This is a genomic window from Nocardioides panacihumi, assembly GCF_039530925.1.
In the GTDB taxonomy this organism is placed as follows: Bacteria; Actinomycetota; Actinomycetes; order Propionibacteriales; family Nocardioidaceae; genus Nocardioides; species Nocardioides panacihumi.
The window spans coordinates 1,094,578-1,109,452 of the sequence record NZ_BAAAPB010000001.1; the positions used below are offsets into that span (position 1 = coordinate 1,094,578).

A 14,875-nucleotide genomic window follows, 5' to 3' on the forward strand; every position below is an offset into this window, starting at 1 on the left:
CGCCGTCAGCACACGGCTCGACTTGGTAGCCGCGTGGCCGCCGCCATGTGGCACGACGCTCCGCGGCTCCTGACTCCTAATTCCGGCCGGTTTGGGTCGCAGCCATCCGCCAGACATCGGCTGCGCTGAGCGTGGAGACCCGTGTGATGGGCCTCGGACGCGGATCATGAAAAAGTGTGGTGGCGTGGCAAAGCGTGGCGCCGACGAGAAAGTGGCGCCGACGCGAAAGCAGAATGACCCCTGACCTGTTTGACCAGGTCAGAGGTCATGTTCGGTACGCCATCAGGGACGCGAACCCTGAACCCGCTGATTAGCGCCGCGCATCTTCCGGCGTTTCCCCGCTGGCCGCTCATCTGGTGGCTGACCTGCGCGGATGCCGTCGTGGGGTTGCTCCGGATTGCTGGGTGTGTCCTGCTCTCTCCGACTGAAGGACGTGGCGTACAGCGTGGGCGATCAGCCGTCGAGACGAGTGCCGCCTCCGTTAGTCGCCCATGCAGACGATCCGAAGTGACGGAGGAAGGCCATCAGGCCTAGTTTGGTCCGCGCGCCAGAGCAGAGCGCCGAGGGGCCGACGGACGTGTTCAATCGGAGTCCGGTGCCGCCATGATCGCTGCCCGTCGCGCTAGCGCTCCTCGTCGGCGAAGGCGATCGGCGGTCCTTGGACCGAATTCCCGCTTAACTCGGTCGGAGCGTTGCGGAGCACGGTGCGGACGTGTTCACGGTCCTTCCGAGGATCACAGCTGATGACGACGTCTTCAAAGCCGCCGTCCATGTCGATCGTCGCCGACAGCCCGGCCTCTCGGACCGCGGCGAGCGCCGCAGCTGCATCCTGTCCAGGCGGTACGTGGTAGCGAAGCACGTCGGGCCGATTCCCTCTCCCAGTCATGGCTCGCGAAACACCGGCCACAGTCGACCAGGCGACTAGCAATTGAGATATTCGCACTTCATCTACTCCGCGGAATCGTTGCAGTCATCAGGTGTCGCCGAGCGCCGCCAGGGCCGCCGTTCCACGGCGGTCGCTGCGTGGGTGGCGGCTTGGTCTGTCCGATGCGGCGGTGGATCTACTTCGGCGGTTCCCGCTAGCCGACAAAAGCATGCGTCTGCGCATGGATTCTGGGGGTAGCGCATGAACGGTGCCGCTCGAGCTCAGTGTGTGGTGATGGAGTTGCTCGGCCGCCGCCGGTCAGGCAACGGTCGTGTTGATGAATCCGGCGAGCGTGAGGGCCTGGGGAAGGCCCGTCCATGCCGCCGTGGGCCGACGGGTCGCTACGTAGGAGGAAGCCTTCGCGGTCCAGTCCGCAGCACGGCGTACGCCGTCCCGACCACCCGGTCGTCTTCCCGCGGCGGGTCCGTCGCCGCGATGGTCCAGTGGGCGGCGGACTCGTCTTGGAGCAGTGCGACGAGACAGGGCGCCGGAGTCGAACCGGGGTAAGGCACAACCAATCGATGAAACCGTCGAGGGCGACGAGCGGAGCGGGTGAAGGACGCCGACCAACGTCGTCGAGATCGCCTTCGACGTGAGTCCTCCGGAGGACCCGGGGCCGCCCCGTCCATCCCGACAGCGCCATCGCGCGCAAACGTTGCGCTATGGCAATCAGGCGCCGACGCTACCAGGGTGTCGTGGCCCAGTGCGCGTCCTCGACCTCCCGCGCGGCCTGGCTGAAGGCGGAAAGAGCCTGCGTAACCTCGGCGGCCCGTCGAGATCCCATGCGATCGAGGACGGCACGCACCTCCCGCCGACGCGCGTCCGTGACTGTATCGAGGAGAAGCTTGCCGTCGCGGCTGAGGGAGACCTCCACGATGCGTGCGTCCGACGCGGAGCGCTGCTTGGCGACGAGGCCGAGTCGGCTGAGGCGCTCGCAGTGGCGCGTGGCGTTCGACGGGTTCACCGCGAGCTCCGCGGCCACGTCCCCGATCGTCTGCGGGCCGCGGGCGGCAAGGAGCACCAGGACACGGTGCTGTGCCACGGTGATCGTCTCCGCCACGGTGTCGATGGAGCGGATCGCCATTCCGACCAGGGCGCGGCTGGCGGTGATGAACGCGTCGGCTGCGGCGTCGGTCGTGTGGGTGTCCATGGCTCCTCCTCAAGCTCGACAACTGTCCGCGCGCCCACGCTACTGCAGGGGCGCCGGTGCCGGTTACGTGCGAGACTGCATTAATTGCGTAAGCGCAACGACCGTGGTACCACTGAGAATGGGAGGCGCCGTTGGGCCAGGGCTGAGCCGGCAACATGTCCCCGCGTCCCAGCGGCGCCTCCCGCCAGACGGTCCGCGACCGGCCGCACCGCAAGGGCGACCGGTCTTCTTGCGAGGAGACGACATGAAGACCACCGTGGCCGACCACATCCTCGACCGCCTGCGACGATGGGGAGTGACGCATGTCTTCGGCTACCCAGGCGACGGCATCAACGGTCTGCTCGGCGCGTTCTCGCGCGCCGACGACCGGCCGCGCTTCATCCAAGCGCGGCACGAGGAGATGAGCGCGTTCGAGGCCGTCGGGTACGCGAAGATGAGCGGACGGACGGCCGTGTGCATGGCCACCTCCGGCCCGGGCGCCATCCACCTGCTCAACGGACTGTATGACGCCAAGCTCGACCACGTCCCGCTGGTCGCCGTGGTGGGGCAGACAGCGCGCAGCGCGATGGGAGGCAGTTACCAGCAGGAGGTCGACCTGCTCAACCTCTTCAAGGACGTCGCCTCGGAGTACGTCCAGATGGTGACGGTGCCCGAGCAGCTTCCCAACGTTCTGGACAGGGCGATCAAGGTGGCGACCGCACGCCGCGCGCCGACCGTGGTCATCGTCCCGAGCGATGTCCAGGAGCTGGAGTACGCCGCGCCGCAGCATGAGTTCAAGCAGGTGCCCTCCAGCCTGGGCTTCTACCAGCCCAGGGTCGTCCCGGACCCGCAGGCCGTGCAGCAAGCGGCCGACGTGCTCAACGCCGGCCGCAAGGTCGCCCTCCTCGTCGGGCACGGCGCCCGCGGCGCTCGCCAGCAGGTCGAGCAAATCGCCGACGTCCTGGGCGCCGGCGTGGCCAAGGCACTCCTCGGCAAAGACGTGCTCAGCGACGACCTGCCCTGGGTGACAGGGTCGATCGGCCTTCTCGGCACCCGGCCGTCGTACGAGATGATGCGTGACTGCGACACGCTGCTCACGATCGGGTCGAGCTTCCCCTACACCCAGTTCCTGCCTGGCCTGGACCAGGCACGGGCCGTCCAGGTCGACCTGGACGCAACCATGATCGGGATGCGCTACCCCTACGAGGTCAACCTCGTGGGCGACGCCGCGGCGACGCTCGACGCGCTGTTGTCCCTGCTCGAGCGCAAAGAGGACCGGTCCTGGCAGGAGCACCTGTGCGCACAGGTGTCGCACTGGTGGAAGGTGATGGAGCGCGAGGCCGCGGTCCCGGCCGAGCCGGTGAACCCGATGCGGATCTTCTCCGAGTTCTCCGCCCAGGCGCCGGACGACGTGCTGATCGCCGCCGACAGCGGATCGGCGGCAAACTGGTACGCCCGGCAGGTCCGGATGCGGGGCGCCATGCGCGGAACCCTCTCGGGCAACCTGGCCACGATGGGGCCCGGGGTGCCGTACGCGATCGGCGCGAAGTTCGCCCAGCCCGACCGACCCGTGGTCGCCTTCGAGGGTGACGGTGCCATGCAGATGAACGGTCTGGCCGAGCTGATCACGATCAGCCGCTACTGGCAGGAGTGGCAGGACCCTCGGTTGGTCGTGGCGGTCCTGCACAACAACGACCTCAACCAGGTCACCTGGGAGCTGCGGGCGATGGGCGGCACCCCGCGCTTCGTGGAGAGCCAGGCGCTGCCGGACGTCTCCTACGCCGACTTCGCCGCGTCCCTGGGCCTCGAGGCGCTCACCGTGGAGGACCCTGACCAGCTCGCCGACGCCTGGCGCACGGCGCTCGCCGCCGACCGGCCGATGGTGCTCGATGTCCACTGCGACCCGAACATCCCGCCGATCCCGCCGCATGTGACCCTCGAGCAGGCCACCCAGACCGCGAAGGCGCTGCTCAAAGGCGACACCAGCCGGTGGGACATCGTCAAGGAAGGCATGCGCACCAAGGCCCAGGAGGTCTTGGCCTCCGCCGCCGGTTCAGAGCGCGGGGAGTGAGGCGGCCGATGAGGACCGAAGCCGTCGTCGAGGGCCTGCGAGTCACGGCGTGCACCTTCTCGACTGACGGACCCGAGGCCGACGGCACCGTGTCATGGGACTCGACGACCGTCGTCATCGTCGAAGCACAAAGCAGCGGCTGCGTCGGCACGGGCTGGACCTTCGCGCCAGCCGCCGTCGAGAACATCGTCATCGGGTTGCTGGAGCCAGTGGTGCAGGGTCGCGACGCGCTGGCCCCGGTTGCCGCACACACGGCGATGCGCGTGGCTTCCCGCAACGCCGGCACCGCCGGCCTCGTCGGGATGGCGATCTCGGCGGTCGACATCGCGCTCTGGGACCTGTGCGCGAGGTTGCACTACGTGCCCGTGACGCGGCTTCTCGGCGGCCCCTTGAGCGAGGTCGAGGTCTACGGCAGCGGCGGCTTCACGACCTATGACCAGGAGCGGCTGGACGAGCAGGTTTCCAACTGGCTCGGCTTCGGTGTCCGAGCGGTGAAGATCAAGATCGGCGAGTCGTGGGGGCACCGGGTCGGGCGTGACCTCGACAGGGTCCGCCAGGTCCGCGAGCTCGTCGGTGGTGACGTCGAGGTGTTCACCGACGCCAACGGTGGCTACGACGTCGGGCAGGCGCGCCGCGTGGGCAGCGAGCTCGACGAGCTCGGCGTCACCTGGTTCGAGGAACCGGTGAGCAGCGACGACCTCGACGGGCTGGCCGTCGTGCGGTCGGCGGTGCGGGCCGACGTCGTTGCGGGGGAGTACGCCGACGGGCCGAGCTACGTCGAGCGGATGGTGCGCCGCTCCGTCGACTGCCTGCAGATCGACGTCACGCGATGCGGCGGCTACACCGGGTGGTTGCGCTGCGCCGCCGTGGCGCATGCCCGCGGAGTGGAGGTCTCGGGACACTGCGCGCCGTACCTCACGCTCCCCGTGGCACCGGCCACCCCGGGCCTGCGGCACCTGGAGTACTTCCACGACCACGTCCGGATCGCCCGGACGCTCTTCGACGGCGCCCCCGTGCCGGTCGCCGGACGGCTGGCGCCCCGCCAGCTGCCCGGTCATGGCCTGACGCTCCGACGCAGTGTGGTCGACGAGCATCGTGCCAGCAGGGGAGGTAGGACGCGATGAGACGAGATCATCGCTGCGCCCCGTTGGTGAGGCCCCGGCTGGTCTGGTCGGGGCTCGTGCTCGCACTGGGCGGCGCGGTCGCGATCGCGGTCGGCCTCATCATCGCGTCGGTAGCGGCGTGGGTCGCCGGGATCGCCGTGTTGGTGCTGGGTGGCGTGGTCGCGGTGCGCGGCGGCATCCTGCGCGACGCCACCCCGGCCGCCAGCTTCGGCGCTGAGCTGGAGCACCTGAGGACCGGCGATCCACGACCCGGCACTTCTCCGGGAGCGATGGTCCGATCGCCCGCGGCGCGCGCGGACTCCGTCGCGACCGCGGAGCGGGTTCGTCGGGTCCGCGCTCGGTCGGTCGTGACGAGCGCAGGACCCTACGACCGTCCCGCGGGCTGGACGATCCTGATCGGCGTACTCGTCCTGGTGTGGACGCAGTGGGGCATCAGCGCCGAAGGCACCACCACCATGCGTGCCGACAGCTTCCGCGCCGTGGCGGCCGCGATCGTCCTCGGCTTGGCTGGGATCCGCTGCGTGGCCGGCGCCGGTGTACATCGCGTCGCGGGCTGGGTGGCCGCCCTCGCCGGCGAGCTCTTGGTGCTGCAGGGCGTCTTCGCTCCGCACCAGCTGCTCGGGCGCTCGGTCGTCGAGGTCATGGTCGGAGCTGTTGCGGTCTTGGCCGGGGTCGTTGTCGGCGTCAGTTCGTCAGCCGTGGAGTCGAGCGTCGGTTCGCGGCGCGGAGAGGAGTGAGTGGGATGCCCGTCTGGATCCAGGCAGGAGGTTGGGGGCTGCTGGCCGGGGGTGCTCTCGTGATCGGTGCCCTCGTGGCATGGTTCGTGACCGTCCCGCAGCGAGTGGTTGCCAGCGTGATGGCATTCGGCGCCGGGGTGCTGATCTCCGCGCTGGCGTTCGACCTCGTCGATGAGGCGGAGTCGACCGGTGGGCTCGGCCCAACGCTTGTCGGGTTCCTCGGCGGTGCGATCGTGTACGTCGTTGCGAACGTGGTGCTCGCTCGGTTCGGCGCGCGCCACCGCAAGCGCTCGCAGGAGCAGCAGCCGTCAGAGGAGCAGCAGGCAGGCAGCGGTGCGGCGATCGCGGTCGGGGCCCTGCTCGACGGTGTCCCGGAGTCCGTGGTGTTGGGGCTCAGCCTGCTGGGCGGCGGAGGCGTCGGCGTTCCGGTCCTCGTTGCGATCTTCATCTCGAACCTGCCGGAGGGTCTCGCCAGCGCGGCCGGGATGAGACGCAGTGGTCGTAGCGCCGGCTACGTCTTCGGTGTCTGGATCAGCGTCGCTGCTGCCAGCGGGCTGGCGGGCCTGCTCGGCTGCCTTCTGCTGCAGGGCGCTTCGGGAGGCGCGATTGCGGTCATCACCGCCGTCGCCGCCGGGGCCATCCTTGCCATGGTCGCCGACACGATGATCCCGGAGGCCTTCGAGCGCACGCACATGTACGCCGGACTCATCGCCACCCTCGGGTTCGGGCTCGCGTTCAGTGTGGAGCGCCTGTGATCGACGTCGACGGGCAGCGATCAGGACGGGGCTGGCGTGTCCCACTCGTACAGGAGGTGGTGAGCCAGCATCGCCACGGACGGCTCCCAGCCCGCCCGGGCATCGACGTACTCCTCGCCCGCGTCGTCACGGACGGGGACGCCGGCCGCCAGGAGCTCCTCGCGTGCGCGGGCGTGGTCGGCGAGCCACCGCTCCCGCTGCGACGGCAGGGGGCCGCGCTCGATCGGCGCCCGGACGACTCGGGTGCACAGCTCCCCTGCCGACGCGGCTATCTCCCGCGGGCTGCTGCCGGCCAGCTCTGGTCGCTCGGCCGGCACGAGCACGGTGGTGCGCAGCAGCGCGGCCGTCTCCCAGCAGGTTTGCAGGATGCGGGGGAGCGCGTCGTACTCACACTCGTCGTGGAAGGAGCGCAGCACGGGGTACGAGGTGTGCGTCTGTACGAGCCGGCGCATCTCGGTGGCCATCTCGGCCAGCTGGATCGCAGCGCCGGCGGGGCCTTCCTGCCACAGCGCCCGGACGATGTCGACGCCGCGGCCGGTGCCGCCGCTGCGCTGATGCAGCGAGAGGGCGAAGGCGTTCCGGCCGGTCAAGGTGCTGTAGACCGTGAGGAAGTAGGAGATCACCAAGGTGAAGGTCATGAAGCCCATCGCCGCCTCGATGACCGTAAGTGCCCGGTACGCCGGACTGGCCGCGACCACGTCGCCGAGCCCCAAGGTCGTCAGCGTGTAGCCGCTGAAGTAGAACGCCGTTCCCCAGGACCGGACGGTCGACCCCTGAGCTGCGACGATGCCGTCGCCGAGGGCCGGTCGGTAGATGGCGGCCCATCCGATGAGCAGCATCGCGAACCAGGCGAGCAGAGTCGCAGCCACGTGGGTCGGTCCGGCGTAGGCGAGTATGCGGCGCCGCCATCGGCGCGGGAGCCCTCGGGTCAGGCCGAAGGCGCCATGGACCAGCCGACTCAACGGTCGGCGGAGGGGACCACGACCACTCCCCGGGAAGAGAACCGTGTAGAACACGTCGACCACCGTGGTCAGCACCACGAGGACGCCAACGACGCTCGTCGCGCTGCTCCTCACGTCAGTCGCCTCACCCGAGCCGGCCGGCGCGTAGCCGGTGGGAGGCAGCGATGACGCGGCGAGCCAGTGCCCGCACACCGTTGCGGGTGCGCGTGCCACGGGCCCTGCGCGAGTTCGTCGCCGTGCCGGTCGTGGTCGTGTTGGTGATGCTCGGGCTCGCGGCGCTGTCGATCGTCGGGGACCAAGCGAGCGGACCGGCCATAGAGGGGCTGCGCAACGGCCTGGGTCAGATGATCGGCAAGAAGACCGCGAGCGACACGCTGGGCGCTGTGGCCACCGGTCTGGTGACGGTCACCTCGATCACGTTCTCGGTCCTCCTGCTGGCCGTCCAGCAGACCGCCTCGAACCTGTCTCCGGTGGTCTTCGACCAGTTCGTCCGGCGCCGCGCCAACCAGATCTACCTCGGACTGTTCGTCGGTCTGGCGCTCTACTCCTACGTCGTGCTCGCGGCGGTGCAGCCGAGCACGCCCCCGGTCATCGGGGCCTTCCTGGCCACCGCGCTCACGGTCGTCGCGCTCGCCTGCCTGCTCTTCCTCGTCTACTCCACCATCGACCAGATGCGACCCGACAACGTGATGCGCCAGCTCCACGACCGAGCCGTCGCTGCGCACGACCGCGAGGCGCGTCTGATCGTCCGCACCCGGCGCGCATCCGACTCCTGCGCTCCCGTCGCAGCGCAGCTGCGCTGCCCCACGTTCGGCTACATCGAGACCGTCGATCTCGATCGCATTGTCACCGCCCTCGGCGACGACCCCGACGCTGAGGTCGAGCTCCATGTGACGGTGGGGTCCGAGGTCGTGACCGGCGACCTCGTGGCGAGCATCCGGCACTTCGATCCCGCTGCGGCCGAGACTCTGCGCGATGGGGTCGCGGCCGCCGTGCCGGTGAGTCGAACGCCTGACATCGACGTCGACCCCAGCACCGCCATCCGCGACATCAGCAACATCGCCTGGACCAGTGGGTCGACATCGAAGCAGAACCCGGCCATCGCGGGACAAGCGCTGCACGCGCTCCGCGACCTGGCGACCCGTTGGCTTGCGGAGGGGGAGCGGACGGGGCCGGACCCGTGCCGGGTCGTGTACCGCGACGACGATCTCGACACTCTGCTCGAGGCGATGTACTCGGCTCTGGTCGTCGCGCACGAGTCGCACCAGCACCAGCAGGCCGTTCGGGTCATGGAGACCTATGAGGCGATGCTCGCGCTCGCGTCCGAGCCGCACCGCCGCCGGATCGTCGAGGACCTCCGCGCGATGGGGCCCCTCGTCGACCAGCTGCCAGCCTCGCCCGCGGTAGAGCGTGCGTGGCGCCGGCTCGGCGCTGCCGCAGTCGAGGTGTAATGCGAGAGGGCTAGTCGACAAGGGACACGCCCCAACTGGCCGTGGCGGTGTGGCCGGAGTCGAGCCGGGTCACCTGGACGCCGCTCTGGAATGCGTTGGGAGGGCAGGTCATCGGTTCGACACCGAGCCCGCGACGGCGGCGACCGGGGGCCAGAGTGTCGCCTGTGAACAACTCGAGGAGGCCGTAGCTCTCGTCGACCCAGAGCTGGACGGTCCGGCCGTCGGTTCCGGTCAGGTGGACCCAGGCTCGGCCGTCGAGGTCGCGATGCAGGTCGGTGAAGGCATGGTCGATCTTGAGGTCGCCGAGCTCGGTCCCGGCCCTGAAGTCGTACGCCGTCCCGGTCACCGTCTCGCGACCGGCGGGCAGCTTGCGCTGGGGGTCGGTGAGGATGCGGGTGTCTGCCTCCATGCGGATGGTGCAGCCGTCGATCGGCCCTTCCCCGGGTGAGAGGTAGGGGTGCTGGCCACAGCCATAGGGTGCCGTGCGGTCGCCGATGTTGGTGGTCGTGATGGTGACGGTGAGGCCGCCAGGCCCCAACCGGTAATCGATCTGGACCTCGAGCGCGAAGGGGTATCCCTCCAACGGCAGGAGTGTGGTCGCCATGGTGAGGCCGTCGCCTCGGTTCTCGACCGGCTGCCAGGAGCGCCAGTGGAGGAACCCGTGGATGGCGTTGTGCTTGTCGGGCTCGGTGAGGGCGACCTGGTGGTCGACGCCGTCGAACCGGTACCACCCGTCCGCCAGCCGGTTGGGCCACGGGATCAAGGGGGCTCCGTGTGCGCCGTCGCACATGCTGTCCCGCTCGTAGGGCTGCAGGACGTCGCGATCGCCGACGCGGTACTCGCGGATGCCGCCGCCGACCTCGACGATCGTCGCGTGCTGGTCCTCGAAGCCGATCTCGTGCTGCTGCCCCGAAGGCGCGAAGGTCATGTCCGTCCTCCCGTTTCCTCTCGTTTCGCTGCTCCGCGTGGCTAGTACCCAACAGATCGTTGCGCTATCGCATAGATCTGCCTAGGGTGAAAGCATGGGAAGCGGAGGACGTGACGTGGCCACTGTCCGGCACGGTGTGGACCGGATGGTGCGCAACGTCGAGACGGGGCGGTTCGAGCGAAGCCTCTCGGCCTTGACGGCCGCGGGTGCGCTGGTGACCGCAGTGGAGATCTACTTCGAGCACGACTCGGCGAGCTTCGGGAACAAGCTGATGTGGCTCCCGGTCGCTCTCGGGCCGGTCGGTGCCGCCGCCGGTGTGGCGGGGTTCTTCAGTCAGCGGATGGCCAAGACCGTTCTGCCGATCGCGTCGGCAGCGATCGTGGCCAACGGTCTGCAGGGCACGTATCTGCACGCGCGCGGGATCGCGCAGAAGCCCGGCGGCTGGCGCAACGCGCGCTACAACATCGAGATGGGCCCGCCGCTGCTGGCCCCGCTGCTGGTCACCATGGTCGGCGGGATGGGCCTTCTCGCCTCCGTGCTACGGCGCGAGAAGTGACTCGGCTGCACAACCCGGGCACCGAGCAGCGGTTCCCAGACTTCAACGTCCTCTCGCAGAGCGGGCACTGGGACGCCGTGACCGCCGGGGTGGTGCTGTCCCGGATCGGCAGGGCGCCGGACATCCGCTACTTCACGACGGCCGAGCAGGCGGTCGCCACCGCGTTGTGCGACCAGCTCATCGGACAGGCCCACTCCGTCGACCCTGGGTCAAAGGTTCCGGTCGTGAACCTGATCGATGCCCGTCTGGCCGAGCAGCAGACCGATGGCTGGCGATACGTCGACATGCCCGAGGACGGCCGGGCCTGGCGCGACACCCTCGCCGCCCTGGATGACGATGCGCGCGGACGCTTCGACACCGAGTTCGCCCGCTGCTCCTCGCAGCAGCAGGCCACCTTGATCCAGGAGGTCCAGGACAGCGGCACGGCAGAGTGGCACGGGCTGTGCGCCAAGCACGTGTGGAGCCTGTGGACGCGCTATGTCTGCACCGCGTTCTACGCCCACCCGGCCGCCTGGAACGAGATCGGGTTCCCGGGGCCCGCCTACCCGCGCGGCTACAAGAACGCCGGCATCGACGCACGTGAGCCGTTCGAGGTCCCCGACGCCCGGCCCGGAGACGACCCGGCCGCGAGGGCGCGATGAACAGCGTCCGTGACCGCAACGAGTCGGCGTGGCTCCTCCCGACCGACGGCACCCGCACCAACCACCGGCTCCGCCACGACATGCGGCGCTTCGCCGACACCGATGAGGTCGACCTGGTCGTCGTCGGTTGTGGTGCCGGTGGATCGACGCTGATCCAGCGGCTCGCACGCGCCGGGTGGAAGGTGGTCGCACTCGACGCAGGACCCTTCTGGGATCCGGACGCCGACTGGGTGAGCGACGAGGCCGGCTCGCACCATCTCTACTGGACCGAGCCCCGGGTCATCTCGGGAGCCGACCCCGTCCCGCTCGGCTCGAACAATTCCGGCCGAGGCGTCGGCGGGTCGATGGTGCACTACGCCGGCTACACGCCCCGATTCCACCCGAGCGACTTCCACACCTTCTCGGCGGAGGGAGTGGGGGCGGACTGGCCGCTGGCCTATGCCGACCTCAAGCCCTACTACGAGGAGATTGAGGCGGAGCTCCCGGTTGCCGGGGACAATTGGCCGTGGGGCGACCCGCATTCCTACCCCCACCGCCCGCACCCGGTGGGCGGCAACGGCGAGGTCTTCCTCCGCGGTGCCCAGCGCCTGGGGATCACAGCCAAGGTCGGACCCGTCGCGATCGCCAACGGACGGTTCGGCAACCGACCCCACTGCATCTACCGCGGGTTCTGCCTCCAGGGCTGCAAGGTCAACGCGAAGGCATCGCCATTGATCACCCACATCCCGGACGCCCTCGCCCATGGCGCCGAAGTGCGTGCCGACTCGATGGTGACCCGCGTCGAGATCGACGAGCGCACCGGACGAGCGACCGGCGTGCACTATGTCCGCGACGGCGTCGCCCGGTTTCAGAAGGCGCGGATCGTCGCGATCGCCGGCTACTCGATCGAGACACCCCGTCTGCTGCTCAACTCGACCTCGGCCCGCTTCCCCGACGGGCTGTGCAACGACTACGACCAGGTCGGGCGCTACCTCATGGTCCAGGGGGCTCCCCAGACCGCCGGACGCTTCGAGGCCGAGGTCCGGATGTACAAGGCGCCGCCTCCGGAGGTCAGCACCGAGGAGTTCTACGAGACCGACCCCTCGAAGCCGTACAAGCGCGGCTTCTCCATCCAGACCGTCTCTCCGCTCCCGATCACCTGGGCCGAGCACGTCGCCGCCCAGGGCCACTGGGGCCGTTCGCTGCGTGACTACATGAGCGACTACGTGCACTGGGCCTGCCTCGGAGCCTTGTGTGAGTTCCTGCCCCAACCCGAGAACAGGGTCACCCTGGCGGACGAGAAGGACCGTCACGGTCTTCCGGTCGCCAACTTCGCCTACACCCAGGGCGACAACGACACCGCTCTGATGAACGCCGCGCAGCAGGTCATGGAGCAGATCCTGCGTGCCGCGGGCGCGGACGAGGTCATCACGATCGACCGCTTCGCCCACCTCGTCGGCGGCGCCCGCATGGCGGCCGACGAGCGGCACGGCGTCGTCGACGCCGAGAGCCGCACCTTCGCCGTGCCCAACCTCTACATCACCGACGGCAGCATCCTGCCGACCCAGGGGAGCGCCAACCCGGCCCTCACCATCATGGCCCTCGCCGCTCGAGCTGCCGACCGCCTCGTCGCCGGCGCGCGATCCGGCGTGCCTGCGTGACCGCGGACGGGAACGGAAACCTGCTGGTGACACCTCAGCCAGCTCTCGATCAGCGCAAACATTGCGGTGTCGCATATATGCGGCAGCGCATATATTGCCCTCGCGCGGGGTACGGAGCCGCTGTCCCCGCCGCTGAATCCGGGAGTCGCCCATGACCCAAGCCTTCACCGCCCACACCCTGCGCCAGTACGCCCTGCTCGCGGACGGCGAACGCGGCGCGCTCGTCGGACCGCGCGGTGACGTCGCGTTCATGTGCGCGCCCCGCTGGCACGACGACGCGGTCTTCGCCGCGCTGCTCGGCGGCGGCGGCCGGTACGCCGTCACCCCACGCGACCCGCGCTTCGTGTGGGGTGGGCATTACGAGCAGGGCAGCCTCATCTGGCGGAGTCGGTGGGTGACCACCGACACGGTGATCGAGTGTCGCGAGGCTCTCGCCTGGCCCGGGGACCCGGACCGCGTCGTGCTGCTGCGCCGCGTCGAGGCGTGCGACGGCGACGCCGAAGTCGACGTCGTCCTGGAGCTCGCGGCGGGGTTCGGCGCGCATCGGATGACGTCGAAGCGGACCACTGAGGGGGTCTGGGAGGGTCGGACCGGTGACCTCCGCTACCGCTGGTCCGGCACGCCGTCGTATGCGCGGCCCGACGGAGGCACCATCGGGTTCGCCCTCACCGTCCCGCAAGGCGAGCACTACGACCTGGTCCTCGAGATCAGCCGCGTACCGCTGCCCGACCTGCCGCCGGTCGCCGAGGATGCCTGGCGACGTACCTGCGAGGGCTGGCACGGTGAGATGCCGGCCTTCGACGGCTCCGCCGCTCCCGGCGACTCGCGGCACTCCTACGCCGTGCTCCGTGGCCTCACCAGCAGGACCGGCGCCATGGTGGCCGCTGCCACCACGTCGCTGCCGGAGCGCGCCGAGGCCGGCCGCAACTACGACTATCGCTACGCCTGGATCCGGGACCAGTGCTACGCGGGCCTCGCGGCGGCGGTCGCGGGCGGCGTCGACCTGCTCGACTCCGCGGTCCGGTTCGTCACCGACCGGATCATGGCCGACGGTGCGGAGATCAAGCCGGCCTACACCGTGACCGGCGGTCCGGTTCCCTCCGAGCGACAGCTGTCGCTGCCCGGCTACCCGGGCGCGCCCGTGCGGACTGGGAACCGGGTCAACGAGCAGTTCCAGCTCGACGTGCTGGGCGAAGCGTTGCAGCTCTACGCCGCCGCCGACGCCGCCGGACGGCTCGACGCGACCGGATGGCGAGCCGTCGAGGAGACCGTGACCGCCATCGAGAAGCGCGGCGGAGACCCCGACGCCGGGATCTGGGAGCTCGAGGACCGCCGCTGGGCACACTCGCGACTGGCCTGCGTGGCAGGGCTGCGGGCGATCGCCGACCGTAGGACCGGCGCCACCGCCCGGTCCTGGCAGCACCTCGCGGACCGGCTGCTGCGGTCGGTCGAGGCCGACTGCGTGCACATCAGCGGCCGCTGGCAACGCGCGCCGGACGACGAGCGCGTGGACGCCTCCCTCCTTCTCGGCGGCCTCCGTGGCGCTGTGCCCGCCGACGACCCGCACCACGTCCGGACCTGGGAGGCCGTGCGGGCGACGCTGGCCGACGACGGCTACGTCTACCGGTTCCGGCAGGACCCCAGCCGACCGCTCCACGTCGAGGAAGGCGCGTTCGTGCTGTGCGGCTTCCACATGGCACTCGCCACCCTCCAGCAGGGCCGCCTCACCGACGCGGTCCGCTGGTTCGAGCGCAACCGCAGCGCACTCGGTCCGCCCGGCCTGTTCGCCGAGGAGTTCGACGTCGTCCAACGCCAGCTCCGCGGCAACCTGCCCCAAGCCTTCGTCCACGCCTTGTTGCTGGAGACCGCGCAGCGGCTCGGAGACGCCGGGATCGGCACGGCGGGTTTCGGCGCCGCTGCCCGGTGAAAGCCCCGGAGCTAACCAGGACAGACGAA

General features: G+C 69.9%; 13 protein-coding genes. 9 read left to right on the forward strand and 4 right to left on the reverse strand.

Annotation, left to right across the window (positions count from 1 at the left end):
- Window positions 1-622: 622 nt before the first annotated feature.
- Window positions 623-859, reverse strand: coding sequence for a hypothetical protein (locus ABD205_RS05230; protein ID WP_344043111.1), 237 nt, complete (start codon window positions 857-859; stop codon window positions 623-625).
- Between the two features lie 748 nt (window positions 860-1,607).
- The gene (locus tag ABD205_RS05235) at window positions 1,608-2,075 is read right to left on the reverse strand and encodes a MarR family winged helix-turn-helix transcriptional regulator (protein WP_344043113.1); all 468 of its coding nucleotides are present in this window, start codon (window positions 2,073-2,075) and stop codon (window positions 1,608-1,610) included.
- Window positions 2,076-2,319: 244 nt separating this feature from the next.
- Here ABD205_RS05235 and ABD205_RS05240 point away from each other — a divergent pair, with 244 nt between their 5' ends.
- The 4 genes from ABD205_RS05240 to ABD205_RS05255 are packed head-to-tail and all read left to right on the forward strand — an operon-like array spanning window position 2,320 to window position 6,741.
- Window positions 2,320-4,125 carry a thiamine pyrophosphate-requiring protein gene (locus tag ABD205_RS05240; protein WP_344043115.1) on the forward strand — a complete coding sequence of 602 codons (1,806 nt, stop codon included), beginning with the start codon at window positions 2,320-2,322 and terminating at the stop codon, window positions 4,123-4,125.
- 8 nt (window positions 4,126-4,133) lie between these two features.
- On the forward strand, window positions 4,134-5,249 hold the full coding sequence (locus ABD205_RS05245) for an enolase C-terminal domain-like protein (RefSeq protein ID WP_344043117.1): 1,116 nt from the start codon (window positions 4,134-4,136) through the stop codon (window positions 5,247-5,249).
- Window positions 5,246-5,986, forward strand: coding sequence for a hypothetical protein (locus ABD205_RS05250; protein ID WP_344043119.1), 741 nt, complete (start codon window positions 5,246-5,248; stop codon window positions 5,984-5,986). The genes ABD205_RS05245 and ABD205_RS05250 overlap by 4 nt, the downstream gene beginning before the upstream one ends.
- Window positions 5,987-5,991: 5 nt before the next feature.
- Window positions 5,992-6,741, forward strand: coding sequence for a ZIP family metal transporter (locus ABD205_RS05255; protein WP_344043121.1), 750 nt, complete (start codon window positions 5,992-5,994; stop codon window positions 6,739-6,741).
- A gap of 20 nt (window positions 6,742-6,761) precedes the next feature.
- On the opposite strand, the gene ABD205_RS05260 is transcribed toward ABD205_RS05255, so the two are convergent.
- A complete protein-coding gene (locus tag ABD205_RS05260) occupies window positions 6,762-7,817 on the reverse strand; it encodes a potassium channel family protein (protein ID WP_344043123.1) in 1,056 nt (351 codons plus the stop codon).
- A 50-nt stretch (window positions 7,818-7,867) separates the two neighbouring features.
- Here ABD205_RS05260 and ABD205_RS05265 point away from each other — a divergent pair, with 50 nt between their 5' ends.
- Window positions 7,868-9,154, forward strand: coding sequence for a DUF2254 family protein (locus tag ABD205_RS05265; protein WP_344043125.1), 1,287 nt, complete (start codon window positions 7,868-7,870; stop codon window positions 9,152-9,154).
- 10 nt (window positions 9,155-9,164) lie between these two features.
- Here ABD205_RS05265 and ABD205_RS05270 read toward each other — a convergent pair whose 3' ends face one another.
- A complete protein-coding gene (locus ABD205_RS05270; RefSeq protein ID WP_344043127.1) occupies window positions 9,165-10,082 on the reverse strand; it encodes an aldose 1-epimerase family protein in 918 nt (305 codons plus the stop codon).
- 94 nt (window positions 10,083-10,176) lie between these two features.
- Between ABD205_RS05270 and ABD205_RS05275 the strand changes: the two genes are divergently transcribed.
- The 4 genes from ABD205_RS05275 (at window position 10,177) to ABD205_RS05290 (ending at window position 14,846) form a co-directional block, all read left to right on the forward strand.
- Window positions 10,177-10,638 carry a hypothetical protein gene (locus ABD205_RS05275; protein WP_344043129.1) on the forward strand — a complete coding sequence of 154 codons (462 nt, stop codon included), beginning with the start codon at window positions 10,177-10,179 and terminating at the stop codon, window positions 10,636-10,638.
- Window positions 10,635-11,279 (forward strand): gluconate 2-dehydrogenase subunit 3 family protein, encoded by a 645-nt coding sequence (locus ABD205_RS05280; RefSeq protein WP_344043131.1) that lies wholly within the window; start codon window positions 10,635-10,637, stop codon window positions 11,277-11,279. The genes ABD205_RS05275 and ABD205_RS05280 overlap by 4 nt, the downstream gene beginning before the upstream one ends.
- The gene (locus tag ABD205_RS05285; RefSeq protein WP_344043133.1) at window positions 11,276-12,919 is read left to right on the forward strand and encodes a GMC family oxidoreductase; all 1,644 of its coding nucleotides are present in this window, start codon (window positions 11,276-11,278) and stop codon (window positions 12,917-12,919) included. The genes ABD205_RS05280 and ABD205_RS05285 overlap by 4 nt, the downstream gene beginning before the upstream one ends.
- Window positions 12,920-13,070: 151 nt before the next feature.
- Entirely contained in the window at window positions 13,071-14,846 is a 1,776-nt protein-coding gene (locus tag ABD205_RS05290; protein ID WP_344043135.1) for a glycoside hydrolase family 15 protein, read from the forward strand.
- Window positions 14,847-14,875: the final 29 nt, after the last annotated feature.

What these genes read in the sequence shown, in the direction of transcription:
- ABD205_RS05255 (WP_344043121.1), top strand. Translation starts at nt 5,992, where the DNA reads ATGCCCGTCTGGATCCAGGCAGGAGGTTGGGGGCTGCTGGCCGGGGGT.
- ABD205_RS05250 (WP_344043119.1), top strand. Translation starts at nt 5,246, where the DNA reads ATGAGACGAGATCATCGCTGCGCCCCGTTGGTGAGGCCCCGGCTGGTC.
- ABD205_RS05290 (WP_344043135.1), top strand. Translation starts at nt 13,071, where the DNA reads ATGACCCAAGCCTTCACCGCCCACACCCTGCGCCAGTACGCCCTGCTC.
- ABD205_RS05275 (WP_344043129.1), top strand. Translation starts at nt 10,177, where the DNA reads ATGGGAAGCGGAGGACGTGACGTGGCCACTGTCCGGCACGGTGTGGAC.
- ABD205_RS05265 (WP_344043125.1), top strand. Translation starts at nt 7,868, where the DNA reads ATGACGCGGCGAGCCAGTGCCCGCACACCGTTGCGGGTGCGCGTGCCA.
- ABD205_RS05270 (WP_344043127.1), bottom strand. Translation starts at nt 10,082, where the DNA reads ATGACCTTCGCGCCTTCGGGGCAGCAGCACGAGATCGGCTTCGAGGAC.
- ABD205_RS05245 (WP_344043117.1), top strand. Translation starts at nt 4,134, where the DNA reads ATGAGGACCGAAGCCGTCGTCGAGGGCCTGCGAGTCACGGCGTGCACC.
- ABD205_RS05240 (WP_344043115.1), top strand. Translation starts at nt 2,320, where the DNA reads ATGAAGACCACCGTGGCCGACCACATCCTCGACCGCCTGCGACGATGG.
- ABD205_RS05235 (WP_344043113.1), bottom strand. Translation starts at nt 2,075, where the DNA reads ATGGACACCCACACGACCGACGCCGCAGCCGACGCGTTCATCACCGCC.
- ABD205_RS05285 (WP_344043133.1), top strand. Translation starts at nt 11,276, where the DNA reads ATGAACAGCGTCCGTGACCGCAACGAGTCGGCGTGGCTCCTCCCGACC.